The organism is Lactobacillus kimbladii (assembly GCF_000970755.1).
Taxonomy (GTDB): domain Bacteria; phylum Bacillota; class Bacilli; order Lactobacillales; family Lactobacillaceae; genus Lactobacillus; species Lactobacillus kimbladii.
Genome location: NZ_KQ034007.1, coordinates 1,607,589 through 1,626,677 on the forward strand (window position 1 = coordinate 1,607,589; position 19,089 = coordinate 1,626,677).

At 37.5% G+C, this 19,089-nt stretch carries 18 protein-coding genes, 1 tRNA gene, 1 pseudogene and 1 riboswitch; of the genes and pseudogenes, 5 read left to right on the plus strand and 15 right to left on the minus strand.

The features are described 5' to 3' along the window. Positions 1-48: 48 nt before the first annotated feature. The 11 genes from glmU to trpS all read right to left on the minus strand — a co-directional run bounded on the left by glmU (position 49) and on the right by trpS (position 12,181). Complete coding sequence (gene glmU, locus JF75_RS08020; RefSeq protein ID WP_046332561.1) at positions 49-1,434, minus strand: bifunctional UDP-N-acetylglucosamine diphosphorylase/glucosamine-1-phosphate N-acetyltransferase GlmU; 1,386 nt, start codon at positions 1,432-1,434, stop codon at positions 49-51. 59 nt (positions 1,435-1,493) lie between these two features. Beyond that, positions 1,494-2,324 (minus strand): pur operon repressor, encoded by an 831-nt coding sequence (purR, locus tag JF75_RS08025; RefSeq protein ID WP_046332562.1) that lies wholly within the window; start codon positions 2,322-2,324, stop codon positions 1,494-1,496. 123 nt (positions 2,325-2,447) lie between these two features. Continuing rightward, on the minus strand, positions 2,448-2,693 hold the full coding sequence (locus JF75_RS08030; protein WP_046332563.1) for a Veg family protein: 246 nt from the start codon (positions 2,691-2,693) through the stop codon (positions 2,448-2,450). 84 nt (positions 2,694-2,777) lie between these two features. Beyond that, a complete protein-coding gene (gene rsmA / locus JF75_RS08035; RefSeq protein WP_046332564.1) occupies positions 2,778-3,671 on the minus strand; it encodes a 16S rRNA (adenine(1518)-N(6)/adenine(1519)-N(6))-dimethyltransferase RsmA in 894 nt (297 codons plus the stop codon). Then, positions 3,661-4,227, minus strand: coding sequence for a ribonuclease M5 (gene rnmV, locus JF75_RS08040; protein WP_046332565.1), 567 nt, complete (start codon positions 4,225-4,227; stop codon positions 3,661-3,663). Before rnmV ends, rsmA begins: the two co-directional genes overlap by 11 nt. Next, positions 4,214-4,981, minus strand: a complete 768-nt coding sequence (locus tag JF75_RS08045; RefSeq protein ID WP_046332566.1) for a TatD family hydrolase — start codon at positions 4,979-4,981, stop codon at positions 4,214-4,216. The genes rnmV and JF75_RS08045 overlap by 14 nt, the downstream gene beginning before the upstream one ends. Next, complete coding sequence (metG, locus tag JF75_RS08050; RefSeq protein ID WP_046332567.1) at positions 4,981-6,957, minus strand: methionine--tRNA ligase; 1,977 nt, start codon at positions 6,955-6,957, stop codon at positions 4,981-4,983. Before metG ends, JF75_RS08045 begins: the two co-directional genes overlap by 1 nt. A 116-nt stretch (positions 6,958-7,073) precedes the next feature. Then, positions 7,074-9,764 (minus strand): magnesium-translocating P-type ATPase, encoded by a 2,691-nt coding sequence (gene mgtA, locus JF75_RS08055; RefSeq protein WP_046332568.1) that lies wholly within the window; start codon positions 9,762-9,764, stop codon positions 7,074-7,076. Positions 9,765-9,851: 87 nt separating this feature from the next. Beyond that, a riboswitch (M-box (ykoK) riboswitch) is annotated at positions 9,852-10,017 on the minus strand. Between the two features lie 68 nt (positions 10,018-10,085). Continuing rightward, entirely contained in the window at positions 10,086-10,748 is a 663-nt protein-coding gene (locus JF75_RS08060) for a TPM domain-containing protein (RefSeq protein WP_370448920.1), read from the minus strand. After that, the gene (locus JF75_RS08065) at positions 10,678-11,157 is read right to left on the minus strand and encodes a deoxycytidylate deaminase (protein ID WP_045928576.1); all 480 of its coding nucleotides are present in this window, start codon (positions 11,155-11,157) and stop codon (positions 10,678-10,680) included. The genes JF75_RS08060 and JF75_RS08065 overlap by 71 nt, the downstream gene beginning before the upstream one ends. A 4-nt stretch (positions 11,158-11,161) precedes the next feature. Continuing rightward, positions 11,162-12,181: a tryptophan--tRNA ligase gene (trpS, locus tag JF75_RS08070; RefSeq protein WP_046332985.1), complete on the minus strand. Its 1,020-nt coding sequence runs from the start codon at positions 12,179-12,181 to the stop codon at positions 11,162-11,164. Positions 12,182-12,278: 97 nt separating this feature from the next. Between trpS and JF75_RS08075 the strand changes: the two genes are divergently transcribed. Next, positions 12,279-12,884 (plus strand): SOS response-associated peptidase family protein, encoded by a 606-nt coding sequence (locus JF75_RS08075; RefSeq protein ID WP_046332570.1) that lies wholly within the window; start codon positions 12,279-12,281, stop codon positions 12,882-12,884. Between the two features lie 187 nt (positions 12,885-13,071). After that, positions 13,072-13,142, plus strand: a tRNA-Gly gene (locus tag JF75_RS08080). Between the two features lie 313 nt (positions 13,143-13,455). On the opposite strand, the gene JF75_RS08085 is transcribed toward JF75_RS08080, so the two are convergent. The 4 genes from JF75_RS08085 to greA all read right to left on the minus strand — a co-directional run bounded on the left by JF75_RS08085 (position 13,456) and on the right by greA (position 16,409). Beyond that, positions 13,456-14,118: a CPBP family intramembrane glutamic endopeptidase gene (locus JF75_RS08085; protein WP_046332571.1), complete on the minus strand. Its 663-nt coding sequence runs from the start codon at positions 14,116-14,118 to the stop codon at positions 13,456-13,458. An 88-nt stretch (positions 14,119-14,206) separates the two neighbouring features. After that, positions 14,207-14,578 (minus strand): hypothetical protein, encoded by a 372-nt coding sequence (locus JF75_RS08090; RefSeq protein ID WP_245190720.1) that lies wholly within the window; start codon positions 14,576-14,578, stop codon positions 14,207-14,209. Beyond that, positions 14,556-15,869 (minus strand): Y-family DNA polymerase, encoded by a 1,314-nt coding sequence (locus tag JF75_RS08095; protein WP_046332572.1) that lies wholly within the window; start codon positions 15,867-15,869, stop codon positions 14,556-14,558. The genes JF75_RS08090 and JF75_RS08095 overlap by 23 nt, the downstream gene beginning before the upstream one ends. A gap of 78 nt (positions 15,870-15,947) precedes the next feature. Beyond that, complete coding sequence (gene greA, locus JF75_RS08100; protein ID WP_046332573.1) at positions 15,948-16,409, minus strand: transcription elongation factor GreA; 462 nt, start codon at positions 16,407-16,409, stop codon at positions 15,948-15,950. A gap of 208 nt (positions 16,410-16,617) precedes the next feature. Between greA and JF75_RS08105 the strand changes: the two genes are divergently transcribed. From JF75_RS08105 to JF75_RS08115, 3 genes and pseudogenes are all read left to right on the plus strand, one after another. Further along, a complete protein-coding gene (locus JF75_RS08105; RefSeq protein ID WP_034978036.1) occupies positions 16,618-17,040 on the plus strand; it encodes an Hsp20/alpha crystallin family protein in 423 nt (140 codons plus the stop codon). A 438-nt stretch (positions 17,041-17,478) separates the two neighbouring features. Next, positions 17,479-17,580: pseudogene (locus JF75_RS10795) on the plus strand (SHOCT domain-containing protein); the annotation flags it as partial. 92 nt (positions 17,581-17,672) lie between these two features. Next, positions 17,673-18,989, plus strand: coding sequence for a C1 family peptidase (locus JF75_RS08115; RefSeq protein ID WP_046332574.1), 1,317 nt, complete (start codon positions 17,673-17,675; stop codon positions 18,987-18,989). Positions 18,990-19,089: the final 100 nt, after the last annotated feature.

Sequence of the window (19,089 nt, forward strand, 5' to 3'; positions counted from 1 at the left end):
TGCTGTAAACAAAATGAGCTGGAATCATCTTCCGGCTCATTGTTAATCTTATTTCCAGTTCGGATCATCAGACAGAGGCAATTTATGCCAATAATCAGGCTTATTTACCTGACGACCACGAGCAATCGCCATTTCATATTTGGCCACATCTTTGGTAATTGTTGAGTCTGCTGCCACAAAGGCATGATCAGCAATATTAACGGGTGCAACTAAAGTAGCACCCGAGCCAATAAACGCACGATCACCTACATTGCTATGATCTTTTTTGACACCATCATAATTAGCAAAAATAGTACCACAACCAACATTGACATCTTTACCCAAAGTAGCATCCCCAACATAAGTCAAATGACCCACTTTAGAATTCTCGCCAATTTCAGCATTTTTAATTTCTACAAAGTTACCAATATGGGCACCTTTTCTAATGATTGCTTTTGGACGTAAATGGGAATTAGGACCAACATCTGAAAAATCATCCATCTCTGCTTGTTCAACCGTTGAAGAAGTTACTGTAACATTGTTAGCAATCTTGGAATCAATAATTCTGGAGCCAGAAGTTACTACACAGTCGTCCCCAATTTCAGTATTGCCCTTAATCACGACATTGCCTTCAATCAGCGTATCACAGCCAATTTTAACATCCGCATCAATATAAGCCGTATCGGGATCAATGAAAGTTACTCCATTTGCCATATGCTTTTTATTAATTCTTTTTTGCATAATTTTGGTGGCCTGAGCTAAAGCAGAGCGATCGTTAACCCCCAAGCTCTCGCTGAAGTCTGGCATTTTATATGCACCAATTCTTTGCCCTTTGTTACGCAAAATTTCCAGCACATCAGTTAAATAATATTCTCCTTGAGCATTGTGATTATCAACTTTTTTTAAGGCACTAAATAACAATTGATTGTCAAAACAAAAAACACCTGTATTGATTTCGTTGATTTTTAGTTCAGCTGCTGTAGCGTCTTTTTGCTCAACAATTCTTAAGACATTATCTTGGTCATCCCGAATAATGCGGCCATAGCCATAAGGATTTGGAGCTTGAGCGGTCAAAACAGTGGCAGCATTACCTTTACTTTGATGGTAATCAAATAATTTTTGAAAAGTTTGGCTTGTAAATAGTGGTGTATCACCCGTAATTACTAAAGTAGCACCCTTTTCTGCTGCTAACTCATCTGAGGCAGTTAAAACGGCATCGCCCGTACCAAGTTGCTTTTTTTGTAAAACAAATTCAGACTTATCGGCAAGCACCTTTTTAACTTCTTCTGCACCATTACCCACAATTGTAACTATTTTATCTGGTTTTATTGCTTGTGCCGCTTCAACAACATATTCGACCATTGACTTGCCGCATACTTGGTGTAAGACCTTATACAATTTTGATTTCATGCGGGTCCCCTTGCCCGCTGCCAGAACAATTACAAACTTTTTCATTAATTTTAGCCTCTTCTATTTTCCTATATTATTATTATCTTAGTATATCATCTTATAAATTAAAAGCGGTCAAAATCTGTGTGTACAATCAAAGATCCCGGCTCTGCCACTATGACTTTTCTCTTATCATCGATTCTTTTAATTTTTACTAAAGAAAGATGGCCTTCAATTAATTTTTCATCATCAAAATCTGCTTCACATAAAACGCAAACACCAGCAATATTGCCATTAAATTCTCTGACTAATTGTTGCATTCCTGTCAAAGTGCCGCCAGCCATCATATAATCATCTATCAGCAAAACATTGGAATTTTCTTTTAACACTCTAGTTGGCAATTCCATTTTAGAAACACGATCAAGTGAAGAAGAAATATAGTTTACTGATACCGTCGCACCCTCTGTAACTTTTGAACGCTTACGTGCAATGATAAATGGCACGTTTAAATAGCGTGCAACTGCCTGTGCCAAAGCAATGCCCTTAGTTTCAATCGTCATTACAATATCAATGTTGGAATACGCATACCTGGTAGCAATTAATTTGCCTATCTTATCCAAATCTTGTGGATTGCCAATGATATCAGAAAGATAAACAAATCCTCCCGCTAAAATGCGGTCAGGATCTTCAATACGACTAGCCAATTCATTTAAATACTTCTGAGCATGCTTTTTACCCCAAAAAGGAATATAGCGTACTCCCCCAGCCGCGCCAGCGACAGTTTCTAAAATACCATCTTGATTATTTGCTAAGGTGTGTTTCAAAATGGCAAGGTCTTCCGAGATCGAAGACTTTGCTGCGCCATATCTTTTTGCAAAAAATGGCAGTGGAATTAAGTCATGTGGTCGTTCCATCAAATATTTAGTCATGTCAACTAATCTCTCTGAACGTTTCATAGAATTACCCTCCTATTGTTTGTCTTTTGCCAGTTACTACTATACACTCAACCATAAAAAAAGGCACTAACATTTTACCAAATGTTAATGCCAAAAAGTATTTTCTAGATAATCGCTTTAGTCTTACTGCACAGCGTCATCAAATTTTAATGTAATATTTTTGGTTAACAAATCCGTATAACTATAGGAAACATGTTCAAAATTATTTGAATCTTGATCCAAATCAACTACAAAAACTGCGGGAAAGGTATTCTTTAAAATTCCACGTCTTTTTGTAACTTTCTTACGTCCAGCTCTTGCAACTACAGTCAACGAATCACCCAAATGTGAATCCAGCTTACTCTTAATGGTCATAATAGATGTTGGCAATGAAAACAACTCCTTTGGGTTGAATTATACCACTTTATTATTATTTTTTCAATTCTTTTTAAAAAGTACCACAGAATATTTTCGTCAATTTTTAACTGGAACCTTTGCAGCAATTTGGACAAATTGCTTAAGAGTCAACTGTTCTGGACGAATTTGAGCATCGACTCCTAATGACTTAATTAAATGTGCTCGATCATCAGTGTTTGGTATGAGTGCTTTCAAATTGTTATTTAATGTTTTACGGCGTTGTGCAAAGCACATCTTAACTACCCAGTTAAAGTGTTTAGAATTAGCTATATCAATTTTATTTTCCGCAGGCAAAGGCTTTAAAACCACGACACTGGAGTCAACCTTTGGTCTTGGAATAAAAGAAGAACTTTTTACCGTCATATATGATTGAACGGCCATTTCTGCTTGAACAGCGATCGTTAAGGGACCATATTCTTTTGTCCCAGAATGAGCACTTAAGCGATCTGCCACTTCTTTTTGCATCATCAGCGTCAGACTGGAAAATTTTAAATCAGAACCATTAAGAAAGAAAATTATCGGCGTTGTGATGTAATAAGGAAGATTAGCCACAACTTTGATTGGCTTGCTTAAATCAAAGAAATCACTTAAATCCTGTTTAAAATCAGCTTTTAAGATATCTTTCATTTTAAGCTTAAACCGGGCGCTCAGTGGTGCTCCAGCAATTTTTACCGGTAGTTCGTTATGCAGTATTTCAGGAAGCTTTTCATCTACTTCATAAGCAAAAACTTTTGCTCCTGCCTTCAGCAATTGTTCGGTTAAAGACCCAATTCCCGGGCCAATTTCAATTACCTGGTCATCTTTTTTTATGTCAGCCGCTTGCACAATACCTTGAAGAGCATCCAAGTCTACTAAAAAATTCTGACCCAAGCTTTTTTTAGCCTTCATAAAATAGCGATTAATAATTGCCTGAGTTCTAACAGGAGAACCAATGGGAATCTCAGTCTTCATCTTGCACCTCCTTAACCGCTTGCTTAAGTTCAGCAAGTGAAATACCAAAAGTTTGTAAACGGTGATAAAACTGCTTGCCATTGCCATAGCCAATACGCAGCTTATTGCCAACTAATTCACGCAATTTACGTGAATTAGGGCCACTTGCTAGGCCTAGTTTTTGATATTTTGCTCTCGTAAGATCACTTACCGGCTGTTTTTTTTCATGTAAATCACTTAGGGCTTTCACCAATGCATTTTTTGATGCGTGCTCAACACCAAGGGAGCCTTTTTTATGCGGCTCGCCTTCTCTACGCGTGATAAAAGCTTGTTTAGCTGTTGGTACTGCTTCAGTCACTAAGCGCCTTATCCGCTCACCGTTTAAATCAGGATCGGTCAAAACAATAATCTCTCTTTTGTGAGCTAATTTCTGCAACTGTATCAGCACAGTTTCAGGCACATCGGAGCCATTAGTTTCAATTGTTTCAATGCCTGGGAAAAATTGCTTAAGCCGAATTGTATCATCTTTTCCCTCAACGACTACAACGGCATCAAAATGTTTCTTAGTTAAGTCCATAGACCCTCATTGTATTTGCATATGTTGCCTGAGCAACTTCTTCTAGCGTAAGACCTTTCAATTCAGCAATTGCCCGGGCTACATAATAAACATTTGCAGGTTCATTTTGCTTGCCACGATACGGCTTAGGAGTGAGATAGGGTGCGTCTGTTTCAACTAATAAACGCTCCAAAGGAGTTTTCTGAGCCGCTTCATGCACTTCCACTGCTTTAGTAAAAGAAACAACCCCTGAATATGAAAAGTACACATTCAAGTCTAAGAACTTCTTCAGCCATGAAATATCACCATTAAAGCTATGTAAAATCGCACCATACTCTAAATTGCTGTTTTTTAGTATTTCGTAGCAATCACTAAAAGCATCTCTCGTGTGAATATCAACCGGTTTTTTTAATTCATGAGCCAGTTCAACCTGCCTTGCAAAAACTTCTCTTTGTTTGTCACGCGGAGATTCATCCCAATAATAGTCAAGTCCTACTTCACCTACGGCCACAACGCCGGGAAGCTGCACTTGCTCGATCAGTAAATCTTCTGCTTTTTGGTCATAATCTTTGGCAACATCAGGGCAATAGCCCACCATCGCATAGACTTGCGTAAAACGTTGACTTAAATCAATCGCGCGCTTGTTAAAATCAGAATCCTGCCCTGCACAAATTACTTTGGTTACACCCAGTTTTTGTGCACGGTCAAGATAAAATTCTTCTTTACCGCGAAAAGGCTCATCCTGTAAATGAGTATGGTTATCAATTAACTCCATTAACTAAGTTCTGCCCCGATTTCATGCTCGTCACCAACCAAGGCTAATTTGACTGCACCATTTTTCTCACTGGACAAGAGCATACCCTGACTCAAATGACCCAGCATCTTGCGCGGCTTAAGGTTAGTTACGGCCAAAACTTTTCTACCCAGTAATTCGCTGGCGTTAGGATAATATTGCCGAATACCACTTAAAATCTGTCTTTCATCGCCATTACCAAAGTCCATTTGGAACTGGAGCAATTTCTTAGACCCTTGAACAGGCTCAACAGATAAAATTTTGCCAACTTGAATTTTTACCTTAGCAAAATCGTCAATTGAAATTTCCTTATCTTTACCTTGTTCATTGCGGCTTTCTTTCTTTGGCTTAGCTTTAGCCATCTCATCTTGAATGTATTTAATTTCTTCTTCAGGCTTAACTCTTGGGAAAATCGGCTTAGGATCAGAGATGACTTGAGTTTCCCAGGTGCATGCACCAAACTCTAATTTCTTTTGTTTATCATTGTTCCAGTCAAGACCTAATTGTCTGAACATTTCAACTGGAGTTCTGGTCATGATTGGTGCGATTAATAAGGCAATAATTCGCAGGCTCTCTGCCAAGTTTGACATTACTCGAGCTAAATCAGCAGATTTTCCTTCCTTGTTTAAGTTCCAAGGCATTGTTTCATCAATATACTTGTTAGCACGATTAATAAACTTCCAAATATTCTCAATTGCTTGAGTAAAGTGCAAAGTATCCATTTCTTTTTTGTAGCTGGCAATAACGTCTGCCGCTGTTTGGGCCAAGTCCTTACCTAAGTCATCCTGCTCTTGGGCAACTGGTTCAACTTTGCCATTTTGATACTGATTGATCATTGAAACAGTTCTGTTAAGCAAATTACCTAAGTCGTTGGCTAAGTCATAGTTAACCCGTTCAACAAAGTCCTCTGGAGTAAAGACACCATCGGAGCCAAACGGCAAAGCGCGCATCAAGTAGTAGCGCAAAGCGTCCACACCGTAGCGATTAATAATAGATTCAGGATAAACAGCATTACCCTTTGACTTGGACATCTTGCCGTCCTTCATTAATACCCAGCCGTGACCAATGACGTGTTTAGGTAACGGTAATCCCAAAGCCATCAACATGATTGGCCAGTAAATAGTATGGAAGCGCACAATTTCTTTACCTACCAGATGAACATCTGCAGGCCAGTATTTCTTAAATAGCGAATCATCATCCGAACCATATCCCAAAGCTGTAATATAGTTAGATAAGGCATCAATCCAAACATAAACAACATGTTTAGGATCACTTGGTACCGGAATGCCCCAGGAAACAGTAGTTCTAGTAACTGAGAGGTCTTCAAGACCCGGTTTTAAGAAATTGTTGACCATTTCCTTTTCACGAGAATGAGGCAGGATAAAGTCAGGGTGATCTTGGTAATATTGATAAAGCCTATCAGCATATTTACTCATCTTGAAAAAGTATGAAGGCTCCTTAACAAGCTGCACTTCATGACCTGATGGCGCCTTACCACCAATCACATTACCATCATCGTCTTTATAAACTTCAGCCAATTGTGATTCTGTGAAGTACTCTTCGTCTTCTACTGAATACCAGCCAGTATATTCACCAAGGTAGATATCACCCTGTTTTAACAGCTGCTCAAAAATCTTTTGAACGCCTTTTACGTGTTCTTCATCAGTTGTCCGGATAAATTTGTCGTAAGAAATATCAAGGCTTTGCCACAACTTTTTATAAATAACCACCATTTTATCTACAAATTCTTGCGGTTTAACTCCCTGCTTTTCAGCTTTCTGTTCAATTTTTAATCCGTGTTCATCAGTACCGGTTAAAAAGAAGGTGTCGTAACCCTGACTACGTTTGTAGCGTGCCATCACATCTGCTGCGATAGTAGTATACGCATTACCGATAGTCAATCGACCAGATGGATAGTAAATTGGTGTTGTAATATAAAAAGTTTTTTTATCAGCCATATTCATTTTCTCCTTAATTTTTGTTTAATTATATTATATTATACTACACCAATAAAAAAGCGAATTCCTTACGGAGTCCTCTTTTTTAGTAGATATTTAGCATTTTAGGCTTATTTTTAGATTAAAAATTTTTCACTCTTTAAATAGAAATGCTTGATAACTGTAGTCAGTAAAATATATAGAACAAGTATACCAAATACTACCCACATGAATTCAATTGGCATCTTGCCAAAACCCAGTTTTGTTGCTAAAAATGAAAATGGGATCAATGTTCCAATTACTCCAGCTCCAAATGTAGCTAAAGTTACTCCAGGTGCTGCGTGCTGTTTAATAAATGGCAGACGGGGATCACGCAATGCGTGAATGACCATTTCTTGAGTCCATAGTGATTCAATAAACCAGCCAGTGTGGAAAAGTGCTACAAATGCTACTTTTTGTGTTGCTCCAAGCGCGCTATAATTGCCACCGACTAATTGCGGACAAATTACAAAGAATAATAGAGCAAATGTCAAAATGTCAAAAACAGATGAAGTTGGACCGAAGTAAAACATAAATTTAGGCAGCTTCTTAGTTGACCATGTTCGTGGTTCTTTTAAAAACTGATCAGACATATCATCAAATGGCAGTGCCAGGCAACTGGTTCCATAAAGTAAATCAAGAACTAAAAGCTGCAAGGGCAGCATTGGCAGGAATGGCAGGAATGAAGAAGCCACCATAATTGATAAAATATTGCCAAAATTGGAAGAAAGCGTGATCTTAATGTACTTCATAGTGTTGCCAAATACTTTGCGCCCGATTCTCACGCCTTCTTCTAGTACATTCAAATCTTTATGCAGCAGAATAATATCAGCTGATTCCTTGGCAATATCCACAGCAGTATCAACAGAAATTGAGACATCAGCCGCTTTCATCGCTGGAGCATCATTGATGCCATCACCCATGTAGCCCACTGTATGACCGTTTTGCTTTAGCAGATTAATGATTTTGGTTTTATCTTCTGGTGATAGTTTGACAAAAATATTGCACTCTTCCACCATTTTAGCTAATTCTTCTGGTTTCTTACCCTCTAAATCTGCACCTGAATAAACTGTGTCAACATTCAAACCCACTTGCAGACCTACAGTTCTGGTAACAGCTTCATTGTCACCCGTTAAAATTTTAACGTTAATGCCGTCATATTTTAGACGAGCTAATGCATCTTTAGCGCTCTCTTTAGGAGGATCAAGAAAGGCCAGATAACCACATAAAATAAGGTCATTCTCATCTTTAACCGAAAATTCGCCAACAGGAGCAGGATTACGCTTATAGCCCAGCATGATAACGCGCAAACCATCATCATTCATATCGTTCACTTTGGCCATTACTTTTTGTTTCCGTTCAGGAGTTAAAGGTAAAATTTGCCCGTCAACTTCAAGTTTAGTGGCCACAGCCATCATTTCTTCTGAAGCACCCTTAGTTACTAACAGGTGCTCACCATGTTGCTCATCAGAGTTTTCCACCACGACGCTCATGCGCCTTCTGGAAAAATCAAAGGGAATTTCATCAATTTTATTGTAATCACGCTGAATTTCACTGATGTCTAGTTCATCGCCAGCAGCTTCAATAATTGCTTTATCAATCAGATTTTTCATTCCCGTTTGATAATTAGAATTAAGATAACCTAATTCCAAAATACGCGGATTTTCTCTTAAGTTGAGATCATAATGACGTTCCAAAACTACTTTATCCTGCGTTAATGTTCCCGTTTTATCCGTACACAAGATATCAGCAGAGCCAAAGTTTTGAATTGAATTCATCTTTTTAACAATTGTGCCTTTTTTGGACATCTCAATTGACCCCTTGACCAGATTGGTGGTCACAATTACAGGCAGCATCTCAGGGGTTAAGCCAACAGCTGTAGCAATTGAGAAAATTAAAGCATTGACCCAGTCACCTTTGGTAATGCCATTAATGATAAGGACCAAAGGTGCAATGATCGCAGTCATGATAATCAATAATTTAGAAACATTTTTGATACCAATGTCAAAGGTAGTATTCTTAACATCATTATGTGAAATATCATGAGCCAGTTTGCCGAATATAGTTCTCTCACCAGTAGCAAAGACAATGCCCAAACCTGAGCCGGATACGATTGTCGTGCCCTCGTAGAGAATGTTGGGGTAATCAAGATAGTCGCGATCAGCACCAAGTTTAGGTTTTTCTGTAGCAATCTTTTCTACCGGATTTGATTCACCATTTAAAGAACTAGATGAACAAAAGAGATCCTTACTAGTCAAAAGGCGCATATCGGCTGGTACCATATCTCCAGCAGCCAGGCGAATTACATCACCTACCACTACTTCACTGGTATCAATTTCCTGGTCTTTGCCATCACGAATAATATCTGTTGTGACAGAAACCATTTTTAATAGTGAATCTACCGCATTTGAGGACCTAACGTTTTGTACAAAACTGGTAATACCAGAAATTAAGACCATCGTTAGCATAATGGCAACGGTTGTCAGATCTTTTTCACCTGCTGGCACAAAGATATAATCAGTAAACAAAGACAAAGTTGCTAGAACTAGCAATACTAATGTAAAAGGAGTAATAAAAGCTTCAGCTAAAAAACGCAACTTAGAATTATGTTTATTTGAAGCAATAGTATTAGAACCGTATTCCTCCCTATTTTCTTCAGCCTGCTTGCTGGTTAGTCCGTTACTGCTCGCATGTAGCCTCGCCAAAGTTTCTGATCTGCTTTCCTTGGCAATTGCCTTGACCAGTGCCAAATCTTTGTTGCTAGTTGTGCCATTTGGTTTTTTCAGCATTATCCCCACTCCTCATCACATAATTAATCCAAACAAACTAAAAAAGAGCCGCCCATGCTAACCGCTTGGCGTCCCTTTTCAACAGGTATATTATACTCATCGTTCAGTTTTAACACTACGTGACGTAAGCCTTGCAGCTAGCCATCTGGTTTTCGCCTTATATCGACGATAACTATTTGACCCGTTGGCATCTCTGGATGTTTCCGGGCGATAGCATTTGTTCACGTAGGAGTCTCACCTAACAGTTTATTTGTTGTTTATTTAATTTGCATTGTGAGTGTAATACATAACACATGATAAAGTCAATATTTTTATCTTTTTTTATTTTTCTTTTTTTAGGTTCAAATTATTTTTGAAGAAATAAATCAAACCGCCAATTAATAAAGCAAGCGCCAAGGCTATAGGCAAGGCCAACCTATGAGGGTGAGAAAGCTGTGCCCGCTCATCACTGGTCAAATCATACTTATCCAGTGAATATTGGTAACGTTGATCAATAGTAGTGGCACATGCTCTAAATACGAAACGCAAGCCTTCATTAAATTTCTTTTTATTAGTGCTACGCAATTTATCTGATTGTGATCGAATGATATTGCCTCGCACATCGGCCGAAAATGCGCTGTGCAAGTCTTTACTGGAATAAATTTGCACGTTGCGCTTTTTATTTTTAGTACCAACAACAATAAAAACCGTCCGCTTATACTTATTTAACTTTGCTGGTGTCAAGTGATCAGTGCGATTCACCGTTTTTACAATAATTTGTGGCTGCTCACTAGTTTGAAAATAACGATCATTTTTCGCTAAAATTAATTTGCTGGTTTCACGCTCAAGCAGATTGCTGTTATCTTTAATATTAGGACTTGAAAAACCGGTCATTGTTAGAAAAATACCAATTAAAGCAGTAAATAATACTAGTTTAGTTTTCAGCGTCTTCCAGTTTATGGGCCAGTTGCTCCACATATTGCCGATCGATCTTAATTTGTTCATAAGGAACCCCGCAGTCTTTAAAAAGTTTAATCGCAAGTGGGCTGTCATTGTAATCAAAGTAATAATTGATTTTTTTCACTCCAGCCTGCACTAATGCTTTAGCACAATTATAACAGGGAAAGTGTGTGACATAAATTTCTGTGTCATCGGTTGAAACGCCGTTACGCGCACATTGAATCAGTGAGTTCATTTCAGAATGAATGGTGCGCACGCAGTGCCCATCAACCAGTTGGTGTCCAACATCATCGCAATGAGGTTGTCCCGTAACAGAACCGTTATAACCGGTGCCAATGATCCGATTCTTTTTTACCAAAACACTGCCTACTAGTGCCCGATCACATGTCGAACGCTGAGCAATTACTAAGGCCTGCATCATAAAATACTGCTTCCAGGGAATTCGCTTACGCATTTTTTTACCTCTTAAAATAATTCAAACCGATTGCATCCCTTACCTCTTGTAAGGTCTGGTTTGCTACTTCGTTTGCTTTTTTAGAGCCCTCAATTAACATATCATAGACAGCAGATGTATTCTGTTCGTACTTAGCGCGCCGTTCACGTATTGGAGTCAATTCTTTTTCCAAGACTGTATTTAAATAACGCTTAATTTTGACATCACCCAAGCCGCCTTTTTGGTAATCTTCCTTCAATTGCGCTACCTTATTCTTGTCAGGATCAAAAATATCAAGGTAGGTAAAGACAGTATTGCCCTCTACTTTGCCTGGATCTTCAACATGGATGTGTTGGGGATCAGTATACATTGACATTACTTTTTGTTCAACGGTTTTGGCATCGTCAGAAAGATAAATAGCATTATTTAAGGATTTGGACATTTTGGCATTGCCATCTAAGCCGGGTAAGCGTCCTTCGCCTTTTTCCGGGAAGTAACCTTGAGGTTCTACTAATACATTGCAGTTATAAACGCGGTTAAAAGTGCGCACAATTTCACGTGCTTGCTCTAGCATCGGCTCTTGGTCATCCCCAACGGGTACCAAAGTTGCCTTAAAGGCTGTGATATCAGCTGCCTGTGATACTGGATAATTTAAGAAGCCCACGGGAATGGAATCGTTAAAACCTTTTTGCTTGATCTCAGCTTTAACAGTTGGATTACGCTCTAAGCGGCTAACTGTAACTAAATCCATATAATAGGCTGTCAATTCAAACAAAGCTGGTATTTGTGATTGAATAAAAACTGTAGAAATATCAGGATCGATGCCAACTGCTAAATAGTCCAGCGCTACTTGAATTAAACTTTTTTGAATTTTTTCAGGATTACGGGCATTGTCAGTCAGTGCTTGCGTATCAGCAATCATAATATAAGGATGATATTCACCGGAATTTTGTAATTTGACCCTGTTTTTTAGTGAGCCAATATAGTGTCCTACGTGCAATTTTCCTGTTGGGCGGTCACCTGTAAGGATAACTTTCTTTTTCATCATAATCTGCCTTCCTTAAATAATTAAAATCTTTTTAATATAATAATTTATAATAATTCTACCAAAAATCACGTAATGATTAAACACGGAGGAAAAAATGTGCAATCAATTTCAGCTGCCAAGCCTGGCAGAAATTAAAAAATACTTAGCAAACGACTTAAATTTACCACTAATAGAACCAGCAAGTAATTTGCCCCAGAATCAAAATATTTTTCCTAAGGGAATTGCCCCGGTACTAGTCTACACAGATAATCAATTGCAATTGTTGCCTAAATCTTGGGGTTATCCGAGTCCGTATGATCACAAAAAAGTAGTTTTTAATGCCCGTGTTGAACGTTTTTTTGAAGAAAAACATTCCATGTGGGACTCTTCCTTTGCCAAGTCTCGCTGCATTATTATTGCCAGTCAATTCTTTGAATCTGGTCATGATACCTATGAAGCTGGAAATGAACACAGGTATCATGAACGCTTTAGTTTCAAGAATGCAAATGCTGCTCTGACACTAATTGCCGGGATTTACCGAAAGGATTATTTTTCAATGGTTACTACTAAACCTAATGCTTCCTATGCCCCAGTCCATGACCGGATGCCTTTAGTTCTCCAAGCTGCTGAATTACGCCAATGGCTGTTTCAAAACTTTTCATCTTTAGTTGATCGCAGCCAGTTAAGTCTTAATTCTGTTAAGTTACCACCTAAAAAGTGACAACTATATCTCCAACTTAATTCAAATAACTTCTTGCTCCTATTTATTATTACGCAAATTTAGACTGGAACTCTTAAAAAATGACATTACTTTAGGAAATTTTTCCTTCAGCTAGCAACTTACTTGTAAAATTAAAAAAAACAAAACTTGGTTTCGAAAACGAAACATGGTAAACTGTTTGAGTAATGCGGGTATAGTTTAATGGTAAAATGTTAGCTTCCCAAGCTGAAGATGCGGGTTCGATTCACGCTATCCGCTTAATTAAAAAGCAATGACCATCAAAGTCATTGCTTTTTAGCTGCCGAATTATTAGTTACCAGCAATAAATTTAACTTTTAATTATAAATTATTACAACTATCTTTTTAAAAGGTAATTGCACTTTTTCTTGTTAGCTGGGCATTAAAATGTGCAAATAAATAATCAAGATCTCCAATGCAATCATTAGGGTGCAAGATTAGTTCCCTTGTATTGCAAAAAATAATTTGTAGAACTTAACAGGGTGATAACAACTTTTGAATAAAAAATAAAAGCCAGGAAACATTATTTCCTGACTTTTTCTAATTTCGATTATTAAGTCATAATCAGTAGAATAATTCCATTTAGCACTGCTAAATAGATTGGCATCCATAAAGTTTGCGTATAGAGGTATGACCAAGCAAAAAGTGCTCCAAAAATCATATTAATTAGTAATAGTGGCAGCGAACTTTGCCAGTTAAGCAGACTAAACAGAATACCTGAGGTAAATATTCCCAGAACTGCAGTTAAGACGGTATTGCTTCTAAAAGCATAATTGAATAAAAAACCGGTGATCAAAAATTCTTGCAGTATTGGTAAAACGATGCCAATTGCAACTACTAAAAACCAGTAGGTCGCTACTCCTTCATGGTGCAAATAGGCAATTTGAAAATTATATAATTTAAGTCTGCCATAGGATTGTAACCAGGAAACACTGATACGCAATGCTGTTACCACAGCAGTCAAACCAACGATCAAGCCAAAGTTGCTAAGCCAGGAACCCGCAAAACTACGGTCAAAAAAACGTTGTTCCCTATTAAAACGATAAATAAAAAACAGTGAAACCATTAATGAGATAGTTGCAAATAAGATTAGATCCCAAATATGAATTGGTGAATTAGCAGTAACTAACTTAATCACCCCGACAACCATCAAATAGCTAATGAAATAAATAAGATAGCGTATGATGTTGCCTTGCCTTGATGCTGGTGTATTCACAGAAATTACCTCTATACTATTATGTACCTTACAAGTTCCATATTATAGCAAAAAAAGATATCTATATAAAATATCAAGGCAATTTTTATTAATCTACACTAACATTATTGATATCTTCCAAAGCAATTTTTTGACCGTCAACAATAATGCCGTCTTCACTATAGCCATTAACAAAGCCGCAGATATCAGCTGGTAATTGATCATCACTGTTCATGACTTTAATTTGCAGATGGACTATGCGGTGATTGCCATATGCTTTAAGCAGCAGCAAGCTTATGTCCTCTATATTCATAGTTTTTTTAACGGGATGCTGCACACTGCGCTTTTGCTTATCTTTGTTAATTGCCATTGTATGATCGCTTAAAAAGAAGCCTTGCCACTTTTTCATTTTGCGATCTTGATAGTTTTTAAAAAAATCTTGGACAATTTTATCAAAATCATTCATATGCATTTCCGCCATTATGCCCGCCAACTAAACTGCTACGCCTGATTGCTGTTGCACCTTTAGCCAAGCTCGATGCTTTGACCAAACTGGTAAAGCCATATTTCTTTCTGATTCTATCAATAGTTATGTTTATAGTACGTTTTTTTATCTGCTCAGAAGCTGGAACAAAGAAGGTTAATTGCTGGCAAGTATCAGGTTCTAAGCGACTACAATTGACTCCTAAAGCTCGAACCGTTTCTCCATGCCAGTTTTTACGGAAAAGTGCCAATATTTCGTCAACTAATAAATCATTATCATTAGTAGGGCAAATTTTTTGTTGCACATTAAAGCCTTTGCGACTACCATCTTGTTCGTACTTAGAAAAGCCAACAAACAAACTGATACAGCCTGCTTGTAATTGGTGTGCCCTTATTCTGGCACCCACCTGCTCGCCAATTTCACGTAAAACTATTTCTATTTCTCGCTGATTTGTATAATCACGGTTTAAAATCTGTGAATTGCCGTAATTTTTCATTATGGGAAAATATTTTTCGCTGATAATGCTGCGATCAACTCCCCAGCTGATCGCAAATAATTGTTCGCCAATCACGCCAAACTCATTTTTTAAAATTGCCGGATCAGTGTGTGCTAATTCATACATATTATTAATGTGTAATCGGCGCAAACGGGCAGCTATTCTTTTGCCAATCCCCCAAACATCTTCCAAATCTTTAATTTGCCAAATAGTATCTGGCACATCAATATAATGCCAGTAATCAATCATTGAACAGCGGTGTTTAGCAGAAATATCCATGGCCAGTTTAGCTAGCAGGGGATTTTCTCCTATTCCGCAAGTAGTGTAAAGACCAATCTTATTTTTAATTTCTACCTGAATTTTGCGTGCTACCAGATACGGATCTTTACCAAACAAACGCCATGACTTAGTCATATCGATCATGCTTTCATCAATAGAATAAACATGGATATCCTCATCAGCAGCATACTTTTGAAAAATTTCCAATACCTGCATACTGCGTTTGATATATAAGTTCATATGGGGTTCTACTAAAATCAAATCCGGTGCTTCTTTTTTCGTGGGTAAATCACGTACTCTCATGACGTTAGTCAACCCATATTTTTTCTTCGCTAATGGTGAGGCCGCCATAATGAGCCCCGAGCCGTAATTTGTATGTGGCTGATGCGAAACTACTGCCAATACAGCTTTCATTGGGTTTAGACCTAATTGAAGTGCCTCACAACTAGCAAAGAATGATTTGTTATCAATCATAAAAATTAACCGGTGTGGTTCATAACGATAATCATACATTGCTCTCACTTCCTATTGCAAACTCACGTTCGCTAAAATAAATTATACAAACGCAAGTTCGAATAATCAAGTAAAAAATTATTTAATCGCTTTAATCGTTACCCGGTACTCCCCAGCTGGTGCCACTACTTTCACGGTTTCACCAACTTCTTTTTTCATAATTGCTTGTCCTAAAGGCGAGTCAAAAGCAATTTTACCAGCTCCAATATCAGCTTCCATACGACCGACAACTTGGTATGTTTCAGTTTCTGGATCATCAGCAAATTTTAAAGTAACCGTCTTGCCTAAATCCACCTTACCATCAGCCGTTTTTTCAATAATTTCGGCATATTTCAACTGCTTTTCTAAGTACCGCAATCGGCTCTGCAGGTGACCTAGATCACGTTTTGCTTCTGTATATTCGGTATTTTCAGACAAGTCACCCAAGGAGCGTGCCTCCTGCAAAATTTTAATTCTTCTGGGTCTATCTTTTTTCAAACTAGTAATTTCGTCTTTAATTTTTTGGTAACCCTGCGGCGTCATTTTTTGATAATAAACCAAAATATTCTCTCCTAATTTTTTCTTTTCAATATTATCCACAAGCTATAATCACTAATATGTAGGACTTATTTATTATTAATTAGCACTTCAAAAATAATAGTGCTAATTATTTCCATTTTATGAATCTGCATACTATAATAATAATTGCAAGGAAGAAATGGAAGTCTTCTGATACAAATATATAAATTTCGAAAGGAAGTTTTTTACTATGGCAAATGATATGATGAATCGGCACAATGATTTATTCGATGCGATGAACGATTGGTTTGATCTTCCAAGAAAATTTTTCGATGATAACGAAGTAGCAAAATTAATGCAATCAGATGTTGTTGAAAACGACAAAGAATATGTAATCAAAGTTGATATGCCTGGAATGGACAAGGATAAGATACACCTAAATTACAATAATGGTATTTTAAGCGTGTCAGGCTCAAGAAAGTCATTTAAGGATATGTCTAAGGACAACAGCATTATTCACCGTGAAAGAAGCGAAGGCCACATTTCACGCAGCTTCAGATTACCAAACGTAGTTGCCAGTGATATTCATGCCAAATACGATAACGGTGTATTGACAATCACCCTGCCAAAGCAACAAGCTGGCGCAAGCGATAATTCAATTCAAATTGACTAATTGTCTGCAAATTATTAAGGTATGTTAACTCGCTTAAATAATAGAAAGTCTATTTAAATTTATCTGAACTGTTTTTAAAATAAAACATATCAGTAGCACCAAAATAAGCCACCCAGAACACAGTCTGGATGGCTTATTTTGTTTCCAACTGCTTCAAGTAGTTTTTGAGCGTGCAGAATAGTATTAAAATTTTTGCAGCTTTGTCATTACTAATATTCAGTCTGCTATAGCAGAGGTGCACTTCACCTTTTAATCTTTTTCATCCTCAAGATTATAAGCTACTAAATTTAAATAACCAATGGCGCAACAAATATTTATCTTACCAATTTAGATAAAACTGTTGTACCAATTTTAGCAGATGCTATTAAAAGCATGTCGCAGAATTACCAACAAAGTATTCAAAGTGCTCCAGTACAAAATGCAACAGAAAATACTCAAGATATGATTGCAGAGTTAAAGCAATTAAAAGAGTTAGTTGATGAGGGCATATTGATAGAAGAAGAATTTGCGGCTAAGAAGAAGCAAATTTTAGGATTATAAAGCCAAAGTGGGTTCAGCTATTGAACTCGCTTTTCTTTTAGCTTAAAATATAAAGTAATTTAAAAATAGATTAAAAAAGGAGAATATATTTCATGGCTCATAAATTAACTGTCCAAGAACTGGAAAAGTTTGCGGAAAACTTTAATGAAAAACCGCAAAATCAAGTTGTTGCACGAGCTGCTCAAAAAAGCGGTGTTCTTGCAGCGTCTTACAATGAACGTGTTCAAGGCGAATTGACCCGCGTATTTTCAACAGAGCTGGATACTGAAAATGTTACTAACCAGCGCCAATCGGGTCGTTGCTGGGAATTTGCCACCCTTAATATTTTACGGCATTATTTTGGTAAAAAATATCACTGCAAGAATTTTACTTTCTCACAAAGTTACAACTTTTTCTGGGATAAAATAGAGCGAGCAAATATTTTTTATGACAATATTTTAGCTACTGCTGATGAACCGCTTGATTCTCGTACCGTAAAAGCTTATTTAAACGGCGCTGGTGGAGATGGTGGTCAATTCCACATGGGTGCAGCTTTAATTGAAAAATACGGTGTTGTGCCTTCTTATGCAATGCCTGAAAGTTTTAATACTAATAATACTGCTGGTTTGGGCAAGGCCTTGGGCGATAAACTGAAAAAGGATGCTTTAGTTTTACGCAAGTTAAAGCAAGCTGGCAAAGATGATGAGATAGAAAAAGCTCGTAAACAATTTTTAAGTGAAGTTTACCAAATAACAGCAATTGCAGTCGGTGAACCTCCTAAGAAATTTGACTTGGAATACCGTGATGATGACAAGAAATATCACTTGGATAAAGATCTCACCCCACTGGAATTTTTGCATAAATACATGGGTGATGTTGACTTCAATGATTACGTGGTATTGTCTAATGCACCAGATCATGAATATGATAAGTTATATGGCCTACCATTTGAAGACAATGTCGAAGGTTCATACCGAATCAAATTCTTGAATGTGCCAATGGAATACTTGGAAACTGCAGCCGTTAACCAATTAAAAGACGGCGAAGCTGTTTGGTTTGGCAATGATGTTGGTGAACAAAGCGATCGTAAAAAAGGTTATCTTGACAGTAACTTATATCAACTCAGCGATCTCTTTGGCGTAGATCTTAAGATGTCTAAAGCTGACCGTTTACGAACCGGTGCTGGTGCATCAACTCACGCTATGGCTTTTGTCGGTGTTGATGAAGACAGTGGTCATGTACGTCAATGGAAAGTTGAAAACTCCTGGGGTGAAAAGAACGGTGACAAGGGATACTTTGTCATGAACAATGATTGGTTCAATGACTATGTTTATGAAGTTGTTGTCCATAAAAAGTACTTGACTCCAGAACAAGTTGCTATTGCTGAAGGTCCAATTACAGACTTACCAGCTTGGGACTCATTAGCTTAAATTAATTTATACCTAATAAAAAAGCCGAAATTCTGAAGTTAACCCCTAGAATTGGACGTTAACATTAATTCATGTTTGCTAAGGCCGTGTTTCGATATTC

Bases quoted from the DNA above. Each gene is read 5' to 3' on its own strand.
- JF75_RS08095 (WP_046332572.1), bottom strand. From the start codon at position 15,869: ATGTATGATTATCGTTATGAACCACACCGGTTAATTTTTATGATTGAT.
- mgtA (WP_046332568.1), bottom strand. From the start codon at position 9,764: ATGCTGAAAAAACCAAATGGCACAACTAGCAACAAAGATTTGGCACTG.
- glmU (WP_046332561.1), bottom strand. From the start codon at position 1,434: ATGAAAAAGTTTGTAATTGTTCTGGCAGCGGGCAAGGGGACCCGCATG.
- JF75_RS08115 (WP_046332574.1), top strand. From the start codon at position 17,673: ATGGCTCATAAATTAACTGTCCAAGAACTGGAAAAGTTTGCGGAAAAC.
- purR (WP_046332562.1), bottom strand. From the start codon at position 2,324: ATGAAACGTTCAGAGAGATTAGTTGACATGACTAAATATTTGATGGAA.
- JF75_RS08105 (WP_034978036.1), top strand. From the start codon at position 16,618: ATGGCAAATGATATGATGAATCGGCACAATGATTTATTCGATGCGATG.
- JF75_RS08065 (WP_045928576.1), bottom strand. From the start codon at position 11,157: ATGCGTAAGCGAATTCCCTGGAAGCAGTATTTTATGATGCAGGCCTTA.
- JF75_RS08060 (WP_370448920.1), bottom strand. From the start codon at position 10,748: ATGAACAAATTAAGATCGATCGGCAATATGTGGAGCAACTGGCCCATA.
- rsmA (WP_046332564.1), bottom strand. From the start codon at position 3,671: ATGAAGACTGAGATTCCCATTGGTTCTCCTGTTAGAACTCAGGCAATT.
- JF75_RS08090 (WP_245190720.1), bottom strand. From the start codon at position 14,578: ATGGCGGAAATGCATATGAATGATTTTGATAAAATTGTCCAAGATTTT.
- metG (WP_046332567.1), bottom strand. From the start codon at position 6,957: ATGGCTGATAAAAAAACTTTTTATATTACAACACCAATTTACTATCCA.
- JF75_RS08075 (WP_046332570.1), top strand. From the start codon at position 12,279: ATGTGCAATCAATTTCAGCTGCCAAGCCTGGCAGAAATTAAAAAATAC.
- JF75_RS08045 (WP_046332566.1), bottom strand. From the start codon at position 4,981: ATGGAGTTAATTGATAACCATACTCATTTACAGGATGAGCCTTTTCGC.
- trpS (WP_046332985.1), bottom strand. From the start codon at position 12,181: ATGAAAAAGAAAGTTATCCTTACAGGTGACCGCCCAACAGGAAAATTG.
- rnmV (WP_046332565.1), bottom strand. From the start codon at position 4,227: ATGGACTTAACTAAGAAACATTTTGATGCCGTTGTAGTCGTTGAGGGA.